The sequence below is a fragment of the Micromonospora jinlongensis genome, from assembly GCF_013410645.1.
Taxonomy (GTDB): domain Bacteria; phylum Actinomycetota; class Actinomycetes; order Mycobacteriales; family Micromonosporaceae; genus Micromonospora; species Micromonospora zamorensis.
On record NZ_JACCHK010000001.1, the window covers coordinates 5,645,395 to 5,664,730 of the forward strand.

The following is a 19,336-nucleotide window of genomic DNA, read 5'->3' on the forward strand; positions in this document are numbered from 1 at the left end:
GAAAGATCTTGGCAAACCTGAACGGATGGTGACGAACGTCAGCTGCGGCCGCCGTCGCCGCCCGCGAAGACCACCCGCAGGAGCCGGTCGTCGTCGCCGGCCGGGTCACCGCGCCCGTCGTGGTTGGAGGTGCCCACCCAGAGCGACCCGTCCGGTGCCGCGGCCACCGCGCGCAGTCGACCGTACCGGTTGGTGAGCAGCTCACTGGGCTGGCCGAGCAGCGTCCCGGTGTCGGTCAGCTCCATCACCCAGAGGCGCTTGCCGCGCAGGCAGCCGGTGACCAGCAGCCGGTCCGTGGCGGCCAGACCGGAGCAGGAGGCGTCCGAGGTGGCCCACTGCGTGATCGGGTCGGTGAACCGCTTGTCGCCCGCGCGCCCCTCGACCTCCGGCCAGCCGTAGTTGCCGCCCTTGGTGATCTGGTTGATCTCGTCCCACGTGTTCTGGCCGAACTCGACGGCGTACATCCGCTTGGCGCCGTCCCAGGTGAACCCCTGGACGTTGCGGTGGCCCAGTGACCAGACGGGGGAGTTGGGGTACGGGTTGCCGGCGGAGGGCTTGCCGTCCGGCGTGATCCGGAGGATCTTGCCGCCGAGGCTCTTCACGTCCTGGGAGGAGGGGCGCTCGCCCGCGTCGCCCGTGCTGACGTAGAGCTGCCCGTCCGGGCCGAAGCCCAACCCGCCGCCGTTGTGCACGTTGGCCTTGGGGATGCCGGTGAGGATCGGGGTGGGCTGACCGCCGAGTTGCAGCCGGGCGACCCGGTTGTCCTGCGCGGCCGTGTAGTAGACGAAGACCGTGCGGTCCTGGGCGTAGGCCGGGGAGACGGCGATGCCGAGGAGACCGCCCTCGCCGGCCGCAGCCACCTCGGGGATGGTCTGCACCGGGCGGACCCGCAGCCCGTCCGGCCCGGACTCGGGGCCGACCTGAAGGATCCGGCCGTTGTCCCGTTCGGTGACCAGCGCGCCGCCGTCCGGCAGGAAGGCGATGCCCCACGGCACCCGCAGGCCCTTGGCGAGCACTGTCGCCACCGCCTGCTGGCCGGCGCCGCCGGCGCTCGCCGGCGCGGACGGCGTCGGCAGGTTGGGTGGCTCGCCGGCCGGGTCGGGTTCCGGTTCGCCGAAGCTGCAGCCGGAGGCGAACAGCAGCGCCGCGCAGGACGCCGCGAGGGCCGCCCGGAGGCGACGGACGCGAGGGTACGGGGGACGGGCTCTCACCCGGCCCAGGGTAGCCCGCTGGACGGCCGGGCCGGGCCCGTGGCGATCGGACGGGTGCCGATGAGCCCGGCCGGCGGTCCCCGGTGGACCGCTCACCGTGCCCGTACGGCCAGCAGCGCGGTGTCGTCCTCACGGTGGCGGATCGAGGCGAGCAGCAGGTCACACAGCTCGTCGAGGGGAAGGGTGTCGGTGTCGGCCAGTCGGCCTGCCAGCTCGGCCAGGCCCTCGTCGATGGAGCGGTCCCGCCGCTCGATCAGCCCGTCGGTGTAGAGCAGCAGGGTGTCGCCGGTGGCCAGATTGGTCGACTGGCTGGTCCGCGACGACGGCCGGGCCAGCCCGAGCAGCGGCTCCGGGGTCGCCTCCAGGGACTCGACCGCTCCACCGGCGCGAACCACGAGGGCCGGTGGGTGCCCGGCGTTGGACCAGGTCACCTCGTGGACACCGCCGCGCTGCGGGCCGATCCGGACCAGTGTCGCGGTGGCGGCGATCGGCAGCCGCAGGCCGCGGATCGCGCCGTCCAGGTTGCTCATCAGCGACCCGACCGTGTCCGGCCGGCCGAAGGCGTTGCCCCGCACCAGGTTGCGGAGCTGACCCATGGTCGCCGCCGCCTCGATGTCGTGCCCGGCCACGTCGCCGATCGCCACGATCACGTCACCGTCGGGCTGGGCGAAGGCGTCGTACCAGTCGCCGCCGACCTCCACCCGGTCGGCCGCCGGCTGGTAGCGGGCGGCGAGCTCCAGCTCCGTCACGATCGGCAGCTGGGGCAGCATGCTGTGTTGCAGCACCTCGGCGACGTGCCGCTGCTCGCCGTACATCGAGCTGTTGCCCACGGCCTGGCCGGCCCGGCGGCCGATGTCGACTGCGGTGAGCAGGTCGCGGTCGTCGAACTGCTGCCGTTGCGCGCCGTTGACGAGGGTGATCGCGCCCAGCACGGTGCCGCCGGCGCCCTGCACCGGCACGCTCAGGTAGGAGGCGATGCCGAGACGGTCGGCGATCGTCGCCATCTCCGGGTGCGTGGTGCCCCTCGTGACGTCGGCCAGGGACGCCACGCTGCCGAGCCGGGGCTGGCCGGTCCGCAGGACCGCCCGGACCATCGACTCCGGGCTCAGCCCGGTGCGCAGCAGCTCACCGAAGCGGTCGACGTCCGCCGCCCGGGCCGGGTCGCGGTGCACCGAGACCACCTCGCGGGGCAGGCCGGTCGGCCCGATCAGGGTGAGCAGGCACCAGTCGGCGAGCAGCGGCACCATGGTGGCGGCGAGCCGGCGCAGCGCGATGTTCACATCCAGGGTGCCGGCCAGCGTCTCGCTCACCCCGGCCAGCAGCTCCAGTCGCTCATGCGCCTGCACGATCCGCCGCCCTGCCTCCTGCGCGCTGTCGAGCGCGATCCGCAGTCGCAGCTCCGACGAGCAGGCGGCGGCCAGATCGGCCAGTGTCCGCAGCTGCGCGGCCGTCCATGCTCGGGGCTTGTTGTCGATGGCACACAGCGAGCCGAGCACCCGACCGGAGAGATCGGTCAGAGGCATCCCGGCGTACGCGACCACGCCGAGGTCGTCGATCGCCAGATTGTCCCGGACGCGGGGGTAGAGCCGGGCATCCGGCAGCACCATCGGCACCTGGATGTCCACGACGTGCTGACAGAACGAGTGGCTCAGCGGGGTCTGCCGACGCTCCGACCACGGTTCCGGCAACCCGACCGCGCCGGGGAAGAACTGCCGGTCGGCGGAGACCAGGGAGACCAGCGCCACCGGCACGTCCAGCAGGTCGCTGACCAGCCGGGCGAACCGGTCGAAGGCCTCGTCCGGGACGGCGTCGAGCCCGGTGTCAGCGAGCGCGCGCAGCCGCGCCGGGTCACCGAGCGCCGCGGGCGGGACGATCGGAGGCCGGGCGGTGGCGGGGGAGCCGTCGGTCATCGAGCACCTGTCTGCCGGGGCGGAGGCCGACCGGCCCTCCGACCCTTCGTTATACCTCGTTCAGGGCGGAGTCCAACATCGGTGTGCTGAGTCTCGCCCGCCCCGACCCCACGCGCCATCCCCCGGGACGTCTGTTCGCCGCCGTGCCCGCGCCGGCCGTGGGTCAGGGGGACTATCGTCGGCGGACGTGAAGGTATGGATCCCACACCAGGCCGGTCTGGACCTCATGGGCGAGCTGCCCCCGGACGTGACGGTGGAGGTGTTCGAGCACGCCGACCGGCTGCCCTCGGAGGCCACCGACGTCCGCGTCTGGGTGCCACCGTTCCTGGGCGGCTCGGACGCGACGGCGTTGCTGCGTGAGCTGCCCGACCTGACCGTGGTGCAGTTGCTCTCCGCCGGGGCGGACGCCTGGGCCGGTCGGACACCGCCGGGGGTCACGCTCTGCGACGCGCGGGGCGTGCACGACCCGTCCACCGCCGAGTGGGTCGTCACGGCGGTCCTTGCCCAGCTGCGCGCGTTCCCGACGTTCATCCGGGCGCAGGCCGAGCGGCGTTGGGCAAACGAGGGAAACCTCCCGACCGACGAGCTGACCGGCAAGCGGGTGCTGATCGTCGGGGCCGGCGCGATCGGCACCGCCGTGCGGGACCGGCTCGCCCCCTTCGAGGTGAGCTTCACGCTGGTGGCGAGGACCGCCCGCCCGGAACAGGGCGTGCACGGCGTCGAGGAACTGCCCCGGCTGCTGCCCGAGGCCGACGTGGTGGTCGTGATCGTGCCGCTCACCGACCAGACCCGTGGCCTGATCGACAAGGATTTCCTGGCCGCGATGCCGGACGGTGCGTTGCTGGTCAACGCCGCCCGGGGGCCGGTGGCCCACACCGAGGCGCTGGTCGCCGAGCTGGCCACCGGTCGGATCTCGGCCGCCCTGGACGTCACCGATCCGGAGCCGCTGCCCGCCGACTCGCCGCTCTGGACGATGCCGAACGTGCTGCTCACCCCGCATGTGGCCGGGTCGGTGCGAGGTCTGCTGCCGCGCGCCTACCGACTGGTCGGTGATCAGGTGCGGCGGTTCGCCGCCGGGCAGCCGCTGATCAACACGGTGGTCGACGGCTACTGACCGGGCGCCCCGGCCGGGTTGTCGGGCAGCGTCTGGCCGGTGGCCGACACCAGCCGGGGCAGGTCCACGCCGCGTACCGCCGGCAGGGTGACCTGCTGGCCGTCGTCGAGCCGCGCGACCGCCCGTCCGCGCTGGTCGGTGACCAGTTCGAGGACCTGGTCCCAGTCGATGCGGCGCTGCCCGGCCAACGCCCGTACGCGCAGCTCCCGGGCGTCGGCGTCGGTGCCGGCCCGCCAGGCCCAGAGCGCGACGGCGAGCGGCAGGAGCAGCACCGGCAGCAGGTAGGTCCGGGCGCTCGCCAGCGGCAGTGCACCGACGAAGGCGATGACCGCGGCGACCAGGATGGCTTGGTTGTACCGGAAGCGGACCGTGTCGGGCTTACTCACCCTCCGATGATCCCACCCCCCGCCGGTCCGGCTCGCGGCGGGCGGTGCCGGCGGGGTGGGGTACGCCGTACAGTGACACAGGTCATTGTCTCCTCCAGGTGACCGACACGTAACCAATCCGGCCGTCGATCGTTTTCGTTTGTTGAGCAGCGGACCCGCAATGTCCGATGCCCCGCACCGTCGTACCGCCCCCGTGCCCCCTCACGAAGGCGACCGCCGTGCTCCTCGCGTACCCGTTCCGTGTTCTCGTCCCTCGCCGGGCGGCACCGGAGGCCGCCACCTCCACCGCGGTGGCGCTGCTCCTTCTCGCCGGTGCCGTCGACCTGGTCCCGGCCTCGGTGGTGATCGCGCTGGCAGCTGGTGCCGGCGCCACGCTCGCCGGGGTGCGGCTCTCCCGGCTGGCCGGACGACGCCGTGCCGATCCGTCACCGCGTACGGCGGGTGTGCTCCTCGACGCGGCGGTGGTGACCGCTGGCCTCACCGCGGTCGTGCTGCCCCTGGCCGACGTCGGGTCGACCGTCGCCGTGCTGATCGGTTCGCTGGTCGTGGCTGCTCTCTCCGGGCTCGGTCTCCATCGTCTTCCCGGCCGGACGCGGACATCGGCCGGGGTCCGGCTGCGCCGGTCGGTCGAGTCGAGCGGCCCGGCCGTCGGCCTGGCCCTCGCCGGCTGGCTGCTGCTGCCCCGTGCCGACCTGCCGGGTTCGACCCGGCTGGTCGGCACGCTGGCGCTCGGCGGGCTGGGCATGGCCGCGCTCGACGCGTTCGCGGGCCCGAGGCGACGCTCGGGTGCGGAGGTCTGCCGGGGCGGCGTCCTGCTCACCCTGGGCGGGTTGGTGCTGCTCGCCACGCTGCCGACCGCGCCGGTCGGGCCGGCGGCCCTGCTGGCCGTACCCCCTCTGGTGTTCGGGATGCTGCTCGTCGCGGTCGGTGCGGCAGACGCGGCGGACGAGGGTGACGCCGAGCCGGCGGAGCCGGTCGGCGCGGCCTGGCCCCGAGCGGTGCTCCCGGCGGCGATGCTGCTGCTGGCGGCGGGTGTGCACCTCGGTGCCGGCCGCGCTCCCGACCGGACGAGCGTGGTGTTGGCCCTGGCGGCGGTGCCGTCCCTGGTGCTGCGTGATTTGATGCGCGCGGGCGGCACCTCCACCACCGAACGGCGGGCCGCGCACCGCCGACGCGCGGACGGCGCGGTCCGGCACCGCCGTGCGGCGCCGGCACGCTGGCCGGGCAGGTCGGAACCGTCAGCCGCACCGGCCCAGCACCACGCCGGCCGCGCCGTCGAGGGTCCGGCCACCCCGAGCGGTGTCGGCCCAGCCTGGTCACGGGACGACGGTGCCGCCTGGTCGGCGCTCAACCGGCGGCCCGTCCCGGCGGGCGGCGGTGGCCCGGGCGACCGGGCGGCCCTGCTGGACGCCCTCGCCGCGATCGGCGACGTGCCGGCGCCGGCCGGTGCGCTGCTGCTGGTGGACCTGCACGGCACCGAAGGCGTCGGCCCGACGGCCCGGGAGGACATCCTGGCCGAGGCGGTGCACCGGGCGCGCGCGGTCATCGCCCCCGACGACCTGGTCACCGGGTGCACGGGTGCGGGCTTCGCCGTGGTCACCGCCGCCGGTCCGATGCTGGCGTACGCGCTGGGCACCCGGTTGTTGACCGCGCTCAGCCCGCCCTATCGGCTGGGCGGTGCGGTGCTGCGGGTGCAGACGAGCATCGGGTTGGCCGAGGTCAGCGGGGCCGGGCCGGCGGACGTGCTCCGTCAGGCCGAGCTGGCCCGACGGCGGGCCGTGCAGCTGGGTCGGGACCGGGTCGAGTGGTATGACGCGTTCCTGGAGGAGCAGCTGGTTCGCCGGCTCGACCTGGAGCGCGAGCTGCCCGGTGCGGTGGCCCGCGGTGAGTTGGATCTGGTCTACCAGCCGGTGGTCGACCTGGCCGACGGGCAGCCGGTGGGCGCGGAGGCTCTGCTGCGCTGGCGGAGCCCGGTGCTCGGCACGGTGCTCCCGGCCGAGCTGCTGCCGGTGGCCGAGGACCTGGACCTGATCGGCGAGTTGGAGTGGTGGGTTCTGGACCGGGCCTGCCGGCAGTTGTCCGACTGGTCGGTGGGCGTACGGGAGCTGTGGATGGCGGTCAACATCACCACCCGGGAGCTGACCACCCCCGACTTCGTGCAGCGGGCAGCGGCCGTGCTGGCCGCGTACGGGGTGCCGCCGGAGCGGCTGGTGGTGGAGGTGAGTGAGCCGAGGGTCGCCGGTGACCTGTCGACGGTGGTGGCCCGGCTGGCCGGGCTGCGGTCGCTGGGTGTGCGCACCGCGTTGGACGACTTCCGGGCCGAGCACGCCTCGTTGGCGCAGCTCCGCCGGCTGCCGATCGACCTGCTCAAGGTGGGCCCGGAGTTGGTGGGCGCACGGCCGGACGGGCAGTCGCCGCTGATCGACGTGGTGGTCAACGTCGGCGAGCGGCTTGGTGTGGAGATCGTCGCGGAGGAGCTGGAGTCCTCGGCCCAGGTGGAGGGGGCGCGCCGGGGCGGCTGCCGGTACGGGCAGGGGTTCGCGCTGGCCCGCCCGGCGACGGCCGAGCGGGTCGAGGCGTACTTCGAGGAGTTCCCGTCAGCGTCCCGCTGAGCCCTCGGCACTGAACCGGTTCATCTGGCGCGGGGTGGTGCGGTGCTGCTCCGCGGGGTGAGGTGCGGCGTCTCGTCCTGCACCCGGCTGGCGGGCTGTCCGGCGATGACCGCGAGCAGTTGGCGGGCGGCGTGCGCGCCGTACGCCGGGATGTCCCTGCCCAGCGCGGTCAACGGCGGGTGCACCAGGCGGCACAGCGGCGAGTCGTCCCAGGCCACGATGGACAAATCGCCGGGCACGGTGAGCCCCATCTCCTGGGCGACGGAGAGCCCGGCGATGGCCATCACGTCGTTGTCGTAGATGACCGCGGTGGGTCGTTGGGCGGAGCTGAGCAGCCGGCGGGTCGCCCGACCTCCCTCCTCGCCCGTGTAGTCGGACCAGACGGTGGTCGCGTCGACCAGGTCGAGCCGCTGGCAGACCTCCGCGAAGGCCTCGGTGCGGATCTCGGTGTGCCGCAGGTCGGGCAGGCCGCCCACCCGGGCGATGCGTCGGTGCCCGAGCGCGACCAGGTATTCCACCGTCTCGGTCAGCGCTGCGGCGTCGTCGGACCAGAGACTGGCCAGCTCACCGGTGCCACCGGGTCCGCCGATCACCACCGCCGGCAGTTGGAGCTGCTCCAGCGCGGAAATGCGGCGGTCGTCGGTGCGCAGGTCGCAGACGAGCACCCCGTCCACCCGACGTTCGGCCCACCACCGTCGGTAGACCGCGATCTCAGCGTCGTGGTCGGCCACCACCTGGAGGGTCAGCGCGTACGAGCGGGCGGAGAGCTCGGCCTCGACACCGCTGATCAACGCCATGAAGAACGGCTCGATGCCGAGTGTCCGGGCCGGTCGGCACAGGGCCAGGCCGACCGCTCCGGCGGTGGCGGCGGAGAGGGCGCGGGCGGCGCTGCTCGGGCTGAACCCGATCTCCGTGGCGATGGCCAGGATGCGCTGCCGGGTGGTCTCGGACACGCCGGGCTGCCCGTTGAGCGCGTACGACACGGCGCCCTTGGACACGCCGGCGCGTCGGGCGACGTCGGCGATGGTCGGCCGCTTCACCGGCGTGCTCCTCTTCGCTGCGGGGGCGTCAACCGGCCGTTGACAGTCACCAGGGTGGACCGTACGGTTGCTAGCTTATCCGGTTCAGTAAACGTCTTTCGATGCGGAAGGTGTGGTGCAATGGTGAGCCGACAGGCACTCTACGACGGCTGGACCCTGCGGGCGGCACCCGGAGCGCAGGTGCCGGTCGAGATCGCCGGGCGGGCTGTGCCGGCGACAGTGCCCGGTTGCGTGCACACCGACCTGCTCGACGCCGGGCTGATCGACGACCCGTACCTCGACGACAACGAGCTGGCGCTGGCCTGGATCGGGCGCACCGACTGGAGCTACCAGACCACCTTCGTGCACCGGCCGGGCGACGACGAGCGCGTCGACCTGGTCTGTGCCGGCCTGGACACCGTCGCCACGCTCACCCTCAACGGTGTCGAGGTCGGCCGCACCCAGAACATGCACCGCGGTTACCGGTTCGACGTCCGGTCGCTGCTGCGCGACGGCGACAACGACCTGGTCGTGGCGTTCGACTCCGCGTACCGCTACGCCGAGGCGCAGCAGGAGCGGCTCGGCGACCGGCCCAACGCCTACCCGGAGCCGTTCCACTTCATCCGCAAGATGGCCTGCAACTTCGGCTGGGACTGGGGGCCGACCCTGGTCACCGCCGGCATCTGGCAGGAGATCGGCCTGCACGCCTGGTCCACCGCCCGGCTGGCCACCGTCCGCCCACTGGTCACCATGGACGGCCGCGACGGCCGGGTCGAGCTGCACGTCGAGATCGAGCGGGCCTCGGACGTCCCGCTGACCGTCCGCGCCGCCGTCGCCGGCGCCCACACCGAGGCGATCGTCCCGGCCGGCCAGCGCACGGCCGTGCTCACCCTCACCGTCCGCGAGCCCGCGCTCTGGTGGCCCCGGGGGTACGGCGAACAGGCGCGCCACCCGATCGAGGTGACAGTGCACGGGCCGGACGGCGACACCCTCGACGTCTGGTCGCACCGGGTCGGCTTCCGCTCGGTGCGACTGGACACCACGCCCGACGAGCACGGCACCCCGTTCGCGCTGTCGATCAACAACGTCCCCGTCTTCGTCCGCGGCGTCAACTGGATCCCGGACGACGTGTTCCCCACCCGGATCACCCGCGACCAACTGGCCGAGCGGTTCGACCAGGCCGTCGAAGCCAACATTAACCTGCTGCGCGTCTGGGGCGGTGGCCGCTACGAGTCGGCGGACTTCTACGACCTCGCCGACGAGCGGGGGCTGCTCGTCCAGCAGGACTTCCTCTTTGCCTGCGCGGCCTACCCGGAGGAGGAGCCCTTCGCCACCGAGGTAGCCGCCGAGGCGGCCGAGCAGGTGACCCGGCTGGCGCCGTACCCGTCGCTGGTGCTCTGGACCGGCAACAACGAGAACATCTGGGGCTGGCACGACTGGGACTGGCAGGAGCCGCTGGCCGGGCGCACCTGGGGGCGCGGCTACTACCTCGACGTGCTGCCCCGGATCGTCGGCGAGCTGGACCCGACCCGCCCGTACTGGCCGGGCAGCCCCTGGTCGGGCACCGAGGCGATCCACCCCAACGACCCGGCGCACGGCACCACGCACATCTGGGACGTGTGGAACACCGACGACTACACCAGATACCGGGAGTACGTCCCGCGCTTCGTCGCCGAGTTCGGCTACCAGGCACCACCCGCGTACGCCACAGTCCGCCGGGCGCTGAGCGACGAGCCCCTGGCGCACGACTCGCCGGGCATGGCGCACCACCAGAAGGCGGCAAACGGGGACGCCAAGCTCCAGCGGGGTCTGGATGCGCACCTGCCCGCCCCGGCGGACTTCGACGACTGGCACTACCTGACGCAGCTCAACCAGGCCCGCGCCATCCAGCTCGGGGTGGAGCACTTCCGCTCACACGGGGACGTCTGCGCCGGCACCATCGTCTGGCAGCTCAACGACTGCTGGCCGGTGACCTCCTGGTCCGCCGTCGACGGCGACGGCCGACGCAAACCCCTGTGGTATTCGCTGCGCCACGCGTACGCCGACCGGCTCCTCACCGTGCAACCCCGCGCCGGCGGTCTGGCCCTGGTCGCGGTCAACGACGGCGGCATGCCCTGGCGGGCGTCGGCCTCGGTGACCCGGGTGACCCTCGCCGGCGAGCCCCGGGCGAAGACGACGATGGAGCTGGCCGTTCCCGCGTACTCCGCGGTGACGCTGGCATTGCCTGCGGAGCTGGGCCGGCCGGAGGAGGCCAGGCGCGAGCTGCTCGTCGCCGAGGCGGGGGAGAGCACGCGGCGGGCGCTTTGGTTCTTTGCCGAGGACCGCGAGGTGGAGTGGCCTGTGGCGGCCTGGGAGGCGACGGTTGAGCCGTTCGACGGAGGGCAGCGGGTCCGGATCACGGCTCGCACGGTGCTGCGCGACCTGACGCTGTTCGCCGACCGGCTCGACCCGGCGGCTTCCGTCGACGAGGCCCTGGTCACCCTGCTGCCGGGCGAGTCGACGACCTTCACGGTGCGGGCTTGCGAGCCGCTGGACAGTGCTGCGCTGACCGCTCGACCGGTGCTGCGCTGCGTCAACGACATTCAGCAAAGCTAGGCCACCGAGACGGCGGGCTGACGTTGCATGATCGCGCTCGATCCATGATGTAGTGGCCTCCCTGCCGCGGGAGGCCACTACTTCCATGTTCGAGCACGATCAAGGCGGGTTGAGCACGTTCGAGGTGCCCGAAGCGCGGGTCAGGCGCGGGCGGCCGCCAGCACCTGACCGACCAGAGCCCCGGAGGTGCCCGACCGCTCGTACTCGGGCCGGCTCAGGCTGCCGCCCATCAGCGGCGCCGGGTTGCGGTGCACTTCTACGAGCGGTGCCTGCCGTTGGCCACCCAGACCCTGCTCATCGAGCGGGTCGCCACCGGTCAGGACGTCGGCATCACCGGCGCCGCCCACCTGGTGATCGACCACGTCGTGGCGGCCAACTGACCTCGCCTGCCCTCGACCTACGGACCTCGGCTGACCCGGAGTCGGCTGTCAGCCGGGCGCGACGAGCGGGCGGACAAGGCACTGCCCGGCGGGCGCGTCTCCGCGCCGGCCGGGCAGCCTTCCGGTCCTGATCAGTTGCTGGCGGTCAGACCCTGCAGACCCTTGAGCATCTCGGCGAAGTCGAGGGTCTCCGCCGTCGGCGGCGTCTCGATGGTCACCGCCTTGCCGTAGTCGGTGTAGTCCATCAGCAGATCGCCCAGCGGGCCCATCTTCAGGGCCGCCCGGCGGGGCCGGTACTGCTCGTCGACCCACAGGTCGGTGGTGATCTCCTTGACGCCCATCTTGGTCATCTGCTGCTCGACGCCCGCCCGCAGCTTCGCGTCCATCTGCTGAAGGTAGGTCGCCATCGGGACGGTGACGGTGTAGTGGACGGTGGCCGCCCCGTTCACCGTCTCCTGACCGACCACCTTGGTGCCCTCGGTGGCGAGCAGCGTCTTGACCTGCTTGGTCGGGTCGATGTCCTCGAACTGCTTGCCGAAGTTCATCCCAGCCTGTTCACCGGCGGCGCTCAGGTCCATCTTCATCCAGCGCTTGCCGTTCATCTCCGCGCGGTCCGCCGCGGGGATCTCGACGTAGACGACCGCACCGACCATCCGGACGACGGTCGGCTCGCCCTTCGGGTCCTTCACCGTCATCTCGGCCTTGGCCGGGTCGCCGAGGTCGATGACGCCGTGCATCTCGACCTTCTCGCCGCCGGCCGTGCCCGTCATGCTCACGGTCACCGAGTCACTCTTGTTGGTGGCCTCGGCGGTCTTCTGCAGCGACCCCTTCAGGTCACTGGCCAGCAGCTCCAGAACGCTGGGCTGCTTGGGCGCGTCGGACCCGCCGGACCCGCCGGACGTCGTGCCGCACGCGGAGACAGCGAGCGCGGTGAGCGCCGAGACCGTCACCGCCACGGACTTCTTGCCAAATGCCACGTACACGCCTCTTCCCCGCAGGAATCCGGGCTCTCCCCGAATTGATCGACGACACGCTAGCCCACACGACCGACATCCGGGGACCGCGTTTCGTCGATATCGGGGTGTCCGAGCCAGTGGGACACCCCGATATCAGCGGGCGGCTGCTACTCCGGGACGCGGCGGTAGGCGCCGTCGCTGGCCGAGGTGGCCATCGAGGCGTACGCGCGCAGCGCCGCCGACACCGGGCGCTGCCGGTCGGTCGGGGTGTACGGCTTGTCGCGCTTCTCCTCGGCCACCCGTCGCGCCTCCAGCTCGTCGGCCGGCACGTTCAGCTCGATCGACCGGCTCGGGATGTCGATGACGACCTCGTCGCCGTCGCGGACCAGGGCGATCAGCCCACCGGAGGCCGCCTCGGGGGAGACGTGCCCGATGGAGAGCCCGGAGGTGCCGCCGGAGAAGCGGCCGTCGGTGAGCAGCGCGCAGGACCGGCCCAGCCCACGTCCCTTGAGGAACGAGGTGGGGTAGAGCATCTCCTGCATGCCGGGGCCGCCCTTGGGCCCCTCGTACCGGATCACCACGACGTCCCCCGCGACCACCTGCTTGGCGAGGATCGCGGTCACCGCGTCGTCCTGCGACTCGTAGACCTTCGCCGGGCCGCGGAAGGTCAGGCAGTCGTCCGGCACGCCGGCGGTCTTCACCACGCTGCCCTCCGGTGCCAGGTTGCCGTGCAGGATGGCCAGCCCACCGTCGGCGGAGTAGGCGTGCTCAAGGTCCCGGATGCAGCCACCGGCCGCGTCGGTGTCCAGCGACGACCACCGGTTGGTGGTGGAGAACGGCTCGACGGTACGCACGCCGCCGGGGGCCGCGTGGAACAGCTCGACGGCCGTCGGTGTCGGCGAGCCGCCGCGCACGTCCCAGTCGGTCAGCCACTGCGCCAGCGAGGGGGAGTGCACGGCGTGCACGTCCCGGTTGAGCTGCCCGGCCCGGTCCAGTTCACCGAGGATCGCGGGGATGCCGCCGGCGCGGTGCACGTCCTCCATGTGGTACTGCGGAGAGTTGGGCGCGACCTTGGCCAGGCACGGCACCCGCCGGGAGATCGCGTCGATGTCGGCGACGCCGAAGTCCATCTCCGCCTCCCGGGCGGCGGCGAGCAGGTGGAGCACCGTGTTGGTGGAGCCGCCCATCGCCACGTCCAGGGCGACCGCGTTCTCGAAGGCGGCCTTGGAGGCGACAGTGCGGGGCAGCACCGAGTCGTCGTCGCCGTCGTACCACCGCTTGGAGATCTCCACGACGGTGCGGCCAGCCTCGACGAAGAGTGACCGGCGCGCGGCGTGGGTGGCCAGCGTGGAGCCGTTGCCCGGCAGAGCCAGCCCGATCGCCTCGGTGAGGCAGTTCATCGAGTTGGCGGTGAACATGCCGGAGCACGAGCCGCAGGTCGGGCAGGCGGAGCGCTCGATCTCGCCGAGCTGCTCATCGGTGACCGCCTCGTTCGAGGAGGCGATCATCGCGTCGATCAGGTCGATCTTGCTGTGCACGACGCCCTCGATCGCCATCGTCTTGCCGGCCTCCATCGGGCCGCCGGAGACGAAGACGGTCGGGATGTTGAGCCGCAGCGCGGCCAGCAGCATCCCTGGGGTGATCTTGTCGCAGTTGGAAATGCAGACCAGGGCGTCCGCGCAGTGCGCGTTGACCATGTACTCCACCGCGTCGGCGATCAGCTCCCGGCTGGGCAGCGAGTAGAGCATGCCGCCGTGGCCCATCGCGATGCCGTCATCGACCGCGATGGTGTTGAACTCCCGGCCCACCCCACCGGCCTCGGCGATCGCGTCGGCGACCAGGCCACCCATGTCCTTGAGGTGGACGTGACCAGGCACGAACTGGGTGAAACTGTTGGCGATGGCGACGATCGGCTTACCGAAATCGTCGTCGGTCATCCCGGTGGCCCGCCAGAGGGCCCGGGCGCCGGCCATCGTCCGACCGTGTGTGGAAGTCCTCGACCGCAGCTCAGGCATGCATACCAGCATGACACCGCCGCCACGGGGGCCGGCCCCGGTGGGCGCCGTGTCCCAACAGATGCACACCCAGCCCCCCACGACTCGCGCGCATCCGGCACTCTTGGGAGCGTGCATCTCCCCCCGGGCATGGTCGCTGTGGCGGCGCTCAGCGGGCTCGCCGCCGCCGTGGCCGCCGTGCTGCTGACCGTCGTCGCCTGGCGGCGTACCGGGCCGCGCCGGCCCGCACACGTGCTGCTCGCCGCGGCCGCCGGGGTCGCGCTGCTCAGTCTGCTGGCCGGGGTCGTCGCCGTGCTCAGCGCGAACGACCACTGGGCCCACGAGCAGGGGCAGCGTACGGGCTGGGCGACAGTGGTGGCGATCGGCGCGGCGCTGAGCGGGCTGGCCTTCGCCGCCGGTCTGCTCCGGCTGCCCGGGGTGGCGGCCACCGCGTCGGGAACGGCCCGGCTCGCCCTGGACGGGTTGGTCATGGCCGCCGCGCTGTGGTTCGTCGGCTGGGTGCTCTTCTCCGAGCCCACCCGGCTGCTCGGCGCCGCCACCCCGATGGCCTGCCCGGCGATCCTGGTGGCCACGGTGAGCGCCGCCCTCGGTGCCGGGCTCGCCGTGATCGTGGTCTTCCGGGCCGCGACCCCCCGTCGACGGCTCGCCGCGCTGGGTTCCGGCATCACCGCGGTGACCTGCGGTGGCCTCGGCCTGAGCGCCGGGCTCTGCCAGGCCGGGCCGACGATGGCGCTGACCGGTGCTGCGGTGCTCGCCGCCGGTCTGCTGGCCGTCGCGCTCTCGGTGTACCGGGCGGACCGGCCCGGGCAGGTCGATCTGGACCTGATCGGTCGCGACGGCGAGTACGCCATCGCCCCGATGTTGGCGATGGCCGCGTCGGCGATGTACCACCTCGCCCAGGACGGCCGGTTCACGGCGGCGGGCATCGTGGCCGGCAGCGTGGAGGGCTTCGCCCTGGTGGCACGGCAATACCTCACCCTCCGCGACGTCCGGGGGTACGCGGACCGCCTGGCCGAGCGGGAGGCGCACTTCCGCGAGCTGGCGCACACCGACCCGTTGACGTCGTTGGCCAACCGGCGCGGTCTGCTCCGCGCACTGCACGACAGCGTCGCGACGGGCACCCCGCGCGTCCTGCTCGGCCTCGACCTGGACGGCTTCAAGAACGTCAACGACATGCGCGGTCACGACGTGGGCGACGCCGTGCTGGCCGAGGTGGGCCGGCGACTGCGCGGCAACCTGCGCCCCGGCGACGTGGCCGCCCGGTTGGGCGGCGACGAGTTCGCCGTCCTCATGCAGGGCCGGCCGGCCGAGGCGGACCGGGTCGCCGAACGGTTGCTCGGGGTGCTCAACCGGCCGTACGACGAGCCGGAGGGGCCGGTCTTCCTGTCGGTCAGCATCGGCGTGGCCGGGTCGGCCGGCGAGGGAGACGTGGAGCTGCTGCTGCGCCACGCCGACCTGGCGCTGCGCTACGCCAAGCAACGCGGCAAGAACCGGATCGAGCGCTACGACGCGGCGTACGACCAGCTGTTGCGTCGGCGGACCGCGGTGGAGCACGAGCTGCGCGGCGCCATCGACCGTGACGAGCTGCGGTTGGCTTTCCAGCCGGTGGCGTCGCTGCCGTCGGTGCGACCGGTCGGCGCCGAGGCGCTGCTCCGCTGGCACCACCCCGAGCTGGGCAACGTCCGTCCGGACGAGTTCATCCCGCTCGCCGAGGAGTGCGGGATGATCGCTCCGCTCGGCGCCTGGGTGCTGCACCAGGCCTGCTACCAGCTCTCCCGGTGGCTGGCCGACGGGCACGACGTGTGGGTGTCGGTCAACGTCTCCCCGCGTGAGCTGCACGCCCCGGAGTACGTGGTCCAGGTCGCCGAGGCGCTGCGCGCCCACCACGTGCCGCCGCAGCGGCTGGTGCTGGAGGTCACCGAGCACGCGGTCGCCACCGACCTCGACGAGCTGATCCGGCGGCTGACCGCGCTGCGGTTGACCGGTGTCCGGATCGCGCTGGACGACTTCGGGGCCGGCTACTCCTCGCTGGGGCAGTTGCGCCGGCTCCCGATCGACATCCTGAAGATCGATCACAGCCTCGTCGCCGAGCACGAGCCGGTCCGCCCGGTCGACCAGGACGGTCCGGCGTTCGCGCCGATGGTCGACATCGTCATGCGACTGGGCCACCAGCTGGGGCTGGAGGTGATCGCCGAGGGGGTGACGACGCCCACCGAGCTGGCCGCCGTGGTGGCCGCCGGATGCCGGTTCGGCCAGGGCGCGCTCTTCGGCTGGGGAGTGCCGGCCGAGCACCTGGAGGCGATGCTGGAGGCGGCGACCTCACCCGGTGCGCGGCCTGCTCCGCTGCCCATACCACGCCGGAATTCGGGCGGGTCAGGGCAGCTCACCCCACCTGCCGATGGCGCGCCGCCGACCGACGCGCCGACGTCCGTTAACCAACATGTGGGATCAGTTGACTCATCGCGTGAGATGCGTCAGGCTTAGCCGCATGTCGTCGTACCGGTCGCTGCGAGTACTTACCTGAGCGCACTCTCCCTCATGAGAGTGCGCTGGCCCCGTGCATCTGCACGAGGGCCGTTTTTATTGCCATCGGAACCTGGCGACGCGAGCCCCGCCCGTGTCGCATCGCTTGACTAGCCACCAGCCACTCCAGCCGAAGGCCAGAACCGTCATGACGAGACCCACGCCCGAGACCCTCGCCCACACCGCCCGCCGGGCCCGCGCGTCCGCCGACCCCGCAGTCGACGTCGACCCGGCCGCCGCACGCACCGCGGCCACCCCGGCCGTCCCGGCGGTACGACCCTCCGCCTCGGCCCAGGTCTCCGGGGCCGGCTCGCTCGTGCGGTCGCTTGAGGCGCTCGACGTCGACGTCGTCTTCGGCATCCCGGGCGGCGCGATCCTGCCGGCGTACGACCCGCTCTACGACTCCACCGTCCGGCACATCCTGGTGCGGCACGAGCAGGGTGCCGGACACGCGGCGACCGGGTACGCGCAGGCCACCGGCAAGGTCGGCGTCTGCATGGCCACCTCCGGCCCAGGCGCGACGAACCTGGTCACCCCGATCGCCGACGCGTACATGGACTCGGTGGCGATGGTGGCGATCACCGGGCAGGTGGCCAGCCCGTTGATCGGCACCGACGGCTTCCAGGAGGCCGACATCCAGGGCATCACCCTGCCGATCACCAAGCACAACTTCCTCGTCCAGAACGCCGAGGAGATCCCCCGGGTGCTGGCCGAGGCGTTCCACCTGGCCAGCACCGGGCGACCCGGCCCGGTGCTGGTCGACATCCCCAAGGACGTGCTCCAGGCGTCGACCACCTTCAGTTGGCCGCCGACCCTGGACCTGCCCGGCTACCGCCCCACCCTGCACCCGCACGGCAAGCAGATCCGGGAGGCGGCGCGGCTGATCACGGGCGCCCGCCGGCCGGTGCTCTACGTGGGCGGTGGTGTGCTCAAGGCCGGTGCCACCGACGGGCTGCGCCGGCTGGCCGAGCTGACCGGCATCCCGGTCGTCACCACGCTGATGGCGCTCGGCGCGTTCCCCGACTCGCATCAGCAGCACCTGGGGATGCCCGGCATGCACGGCACTGTCGCCGCTGTCTACGGCCTGCAGAAGGCGGATCTGATCGTCGCGCTGGGTGCCCGGTTCGACGACCGGGTCACCGGCAAGCTGGACTCGTTCGCCCCGGACGCGACGGTGGTGCACGCGGACATCGACCCCGCCGAGATCGGCAAGAACCGGCACGTGGACGTGCCGATCGTCGGCGACGCCAAGCACGTCATCGACGAGCTGATCGCCGCGGTGACCGTCGAGCGGTCGGCGGGTCGCAGCACCGACCTGGGTGACTGGTGGACCCAGCTGGACGACCTGCGCAACCGCTACCCGCTGGGCTACGACGAGCCGTCCGACGGCACGCTCTCCCCGCAGTACGTGATCAAGCGCCTGGGCGAGATCGTCGGCTCCGACGCGATCTTCGTGGCCGGGGTGGGCCAGCACCAGATGTGGGCGTCCCAGTTCATCTCCTACGAGAAGCCGTACACCTGGTTGAACTCCGGCGGTCTCGGCACGATGGGCTACGCGGTGCCGGCGGCGATGGGCGCCAAGGTCGGCAAGCCGGACACGGTGGTCTGGGCGGTGGACGGTGACGGCTGCTTCCAGATGACCAACCAGGAACTGGCCACCTGCGCGTTGGAGGGCATCCCGGTCAAGATCGCCGTCATCAACAACGGCAACCTCGGCATGGTCCGGCAGTGGCAGACGCTGTTCTACAACGAGCGCTACTCCAACACCGAGCTCGGCACCCACAAGCACCGCATCCCCGACTTCGTCAAGCTCGCCGAGGCACTGGGCTGCGTGGGTCTGCGCTGCGAGAACGCGGCCGACGTGGACAAGACCATCGCCGCCGCCATGGAGATCAACGATGCGCCGGTGGTGATCGACTTCGTGGTCGGCAAGGACGCGATGGTCTGGCCGATGGTCGCCGCCGGCACCAGCAACGACGAGATCATGTTCGCCCGCGGCGTCCGCCCGACCTTCGACGAGGATGACATTTAATGACGATGCACACTCTGTCCGTGCTCGTGGAGAACAAGCCGGGCGTGCTCGCCCGGGTCTCCGGCCTGTTCTCCCGGCGCGGGTTCAACATCGACAGTCTCGCCGTGGGTGAGACCGAGAACCCGGACGTCTCCCGGATCACCATCGTGGTCAACGCGGAGTCGTCCCCGCTGGAGCAGGTCACCAAGCAGCTGAACAAGCTGGTCAACGTGCTGAAGATCGTCGAGCTGGATCCCCAGGTCTCGGTCGCCCGCGAGTTGCTGCTGGTGAAGGTCCGCGCCGACAGGTCCGCGAGGTCCCAGGTGCTGGAGACCGTCAACCTGTTCCGCGCCCGGGTCGTCGACGTCGCACCGGACACGCTGACCATCGAGGCCACCGGCACTCCGGACAAGCTCGACGCGCTGCTGCGCGACCTCGAAGCCTTCGGCATCAAGGAGATGGTCCAGTCCGGGCTGGTGGCGATCGGGCGCGGCTCGCGTTCGATCACCGCCGGTCCCGCGCTGCGGGCCGCCTGACCGCCACCCGGTCGGCCCTGGCGGGCTGCCCCGGACCCCATCAACACAGACCACGACGGGCCGCCCCG

General features: G+C 72.4%; 12 protein-coding genes. 6 read left to right on the forward strand and 6 right to left on the reverse strand.

Translation table 11 applies throughout. The annotated features are described in order from the left end of the window. Positions 1 to 38: 38 nt before the first annotated feature. Positions 39 to 1,211, reverse strand: a complete 1,173-nt coding sequence (locus tag HNR22_RS25475; protein ID WP_141908146.1) for a PQQ-dependent sugar dehydrogenase — start codon at positions 1,209 to 1,211, stop codon at positions 39 to 41. Positions 1,212 to 1,303: 92 nt separating this feature from the next. Next, the gene (locus HNR22_RS25480) at positions 1,304 to 3,121 is read right to left on the reverse strand and encodes a SpoIIE family protein phosphatase (RefSeq protein ID WP_179782475.1); all 1,818 of its coding nucleotides are present in this window, start codon (positions 3,119 to 3,121) and stop codon (positions 1,304 to 1,306) included. 187 nt (positions 3,122 to 3,308) lie between these two features. Between HNR22_RS25480 and HNR22_RS25485 the strand changes: the two genes are divergently transcribed. Further along, on the forward strand, positions 3,309 to 4,235 hold the full coding sequence (locus HNR22_RS25485) for an NAD(P)-dependent oxidoreductase (RefSeq protein ID WP_179782476.1): 927 nt from the start codon (positions 3,309 to 3,311) through the stop codon (positions 4,233 to 4,235). Here HNR22_RS25485 and HNR22_RS25490 read toward each other — a convergent pair. Then, on the reverse strand, positions 4,229 to 4,621 hold the full coding sequence (locus HNR22_RS25490; protein WP_179782477.1) for a PH domain-containing protein: 393 nt from the start codon (positions 4,619 to 4,621) through the stop codon (positions 4,229 to 4,231). The genes HNR22_RS25485 and HNR22_RS25490 overlap by 7 nt on opposite strands. A 218-nt stretch (positions 4,622 to 4,839) precedes the next feature. Here HNR22_RS25490 and HNR22_RS25495 point away from each other — a divergent pair, with 218 nt between their 5' ends. Continuing rightward, complete coding sequence (locus HNR22_RS25495; RefSeq protein WP_343059959.1) at positions 4,840 to 7,233, forward strand: EAL domain-containing protein; 2,394 nt, start codon at positions 4,840 to 4,842, stop codon at positions 7,231 to 7,233. Positions 7,234 to 7,253: 20 nt separating this feature from the next. Here the strand turns inward: HNR22_RS25495 and HNR22_RS25500 are convergent, their stop codons facing one another. After that, positions 7,254 to 8,273, reverse strand: a complete 1,020-nt coding sequence (locus tag HNR22_RS25500) for a substrate-binding domain-containing protein (RefSeq protein ID WP_179782479.1) — start codon at positions 8,271 to 8,273, stop codon at positions 7,254 to 7,256. 120 nt (positions 8,274 to 8,393) lie between these two features. Between HNR22_RS25500 and HNR22_RS25505 the strand changes: the two genes are divergently transcribed. After that, positions 8,394 to 10,847 (forward strand): glycoside hydrolase family 2 protein, encoded by a 2,454-nt coding sequence (locus HNR22_RS25505; protein WP_179782480.1) that lies wholly within the window; start codon positions 8,394 to 8,396, stop codon positions 10,845 to 10,847. Positions 10,848 to 11,358: 511 nt separating this feature from the next. On the opposite strand, the gene HNR22_RS25510 is transcribed toward HNR22_RS25505, so the two are convergent. Both HNR22_RS25510 and ilvD read right to left on the reverse strand, forming a co-directional pair. Further along, the gene (locus HNR22_RS25510; RefSeq protein WP_246381004.1) at positions 11,359 to 12,210 is read right to left on the reverse strand and encodes an SCO4651 family lipoprotein; all 852 of its coding nucleotides are present in this window, start codon (positions 12,208 to 12,210) and stop codon (positions 11,359 to 11,361) included. A gap of 140 nt (positions 12,211 to 12,350) precedes the next feature. Next, a complete protein-coding gene (gene ilvD / locus HNR22_RS25515) occupies positions 12,351 to 14,198 on the reverse strand; it encodes a dihydroxy-acid dehydratase (RefSeq protein ID WP_179782481.1) in 1,848 nt (615 codons plus the stop codon). Between the two features lie 129 nt (positions 14,199 to 14,327). Between ilvD and HNR22_RS25520 the strand changes: the two genes are divergently transcribed. The 3 genes from HNR22_RS25520 (at position 14,328) to ilvN (ending at position 19,268) form a co-directional block, all read left to right on the forward strand. Further along, positions 14,328 to 16,682: a putative bifunctional diguanylate cyclase/phosphodiesterase gene (locus tag HNR22_RS25520; RefSeq protein ID WP_218908329.1), complete on the forward strand. Its 2,355-nt coding sequence runs from the start codon at positions 14,328 to 14,330 to the stop codon at positions 16,680 to 16,682. A 187-nt stretch (positions 16,683 to 16,869) separates the two neighbouring features. Next, positions 16,870 to 18,753, forward strand: a complete 1,884-nt coding sequence (locus HNR22_RS25525; RefSeq protein ID WP_179782483.1) for an acetolactate synthase large subunit — start codon at positions 16,870 to 16,872, stop codon at positions 18,751 to 18,753. After that, the gene (gene ilvN / locus HNR22_RS25530; protein WP_088946549.1) at positions 18,753 to 19,268 is read left to right on the forward strand and encodes an acetolactate synthase small subunit; all 516 of its coding nucleotides are present in this window, start codon (positions 18,753 to 18,755) and stop codon (positions 19,266 to 19,268) included. The genes HNR22_RS25525 and ilvN overlap by 1 nt, the downstream gene beginning before the upstream one ends. Positions 19,269 to 19,336: the final 68 nt, after the last annotated feature.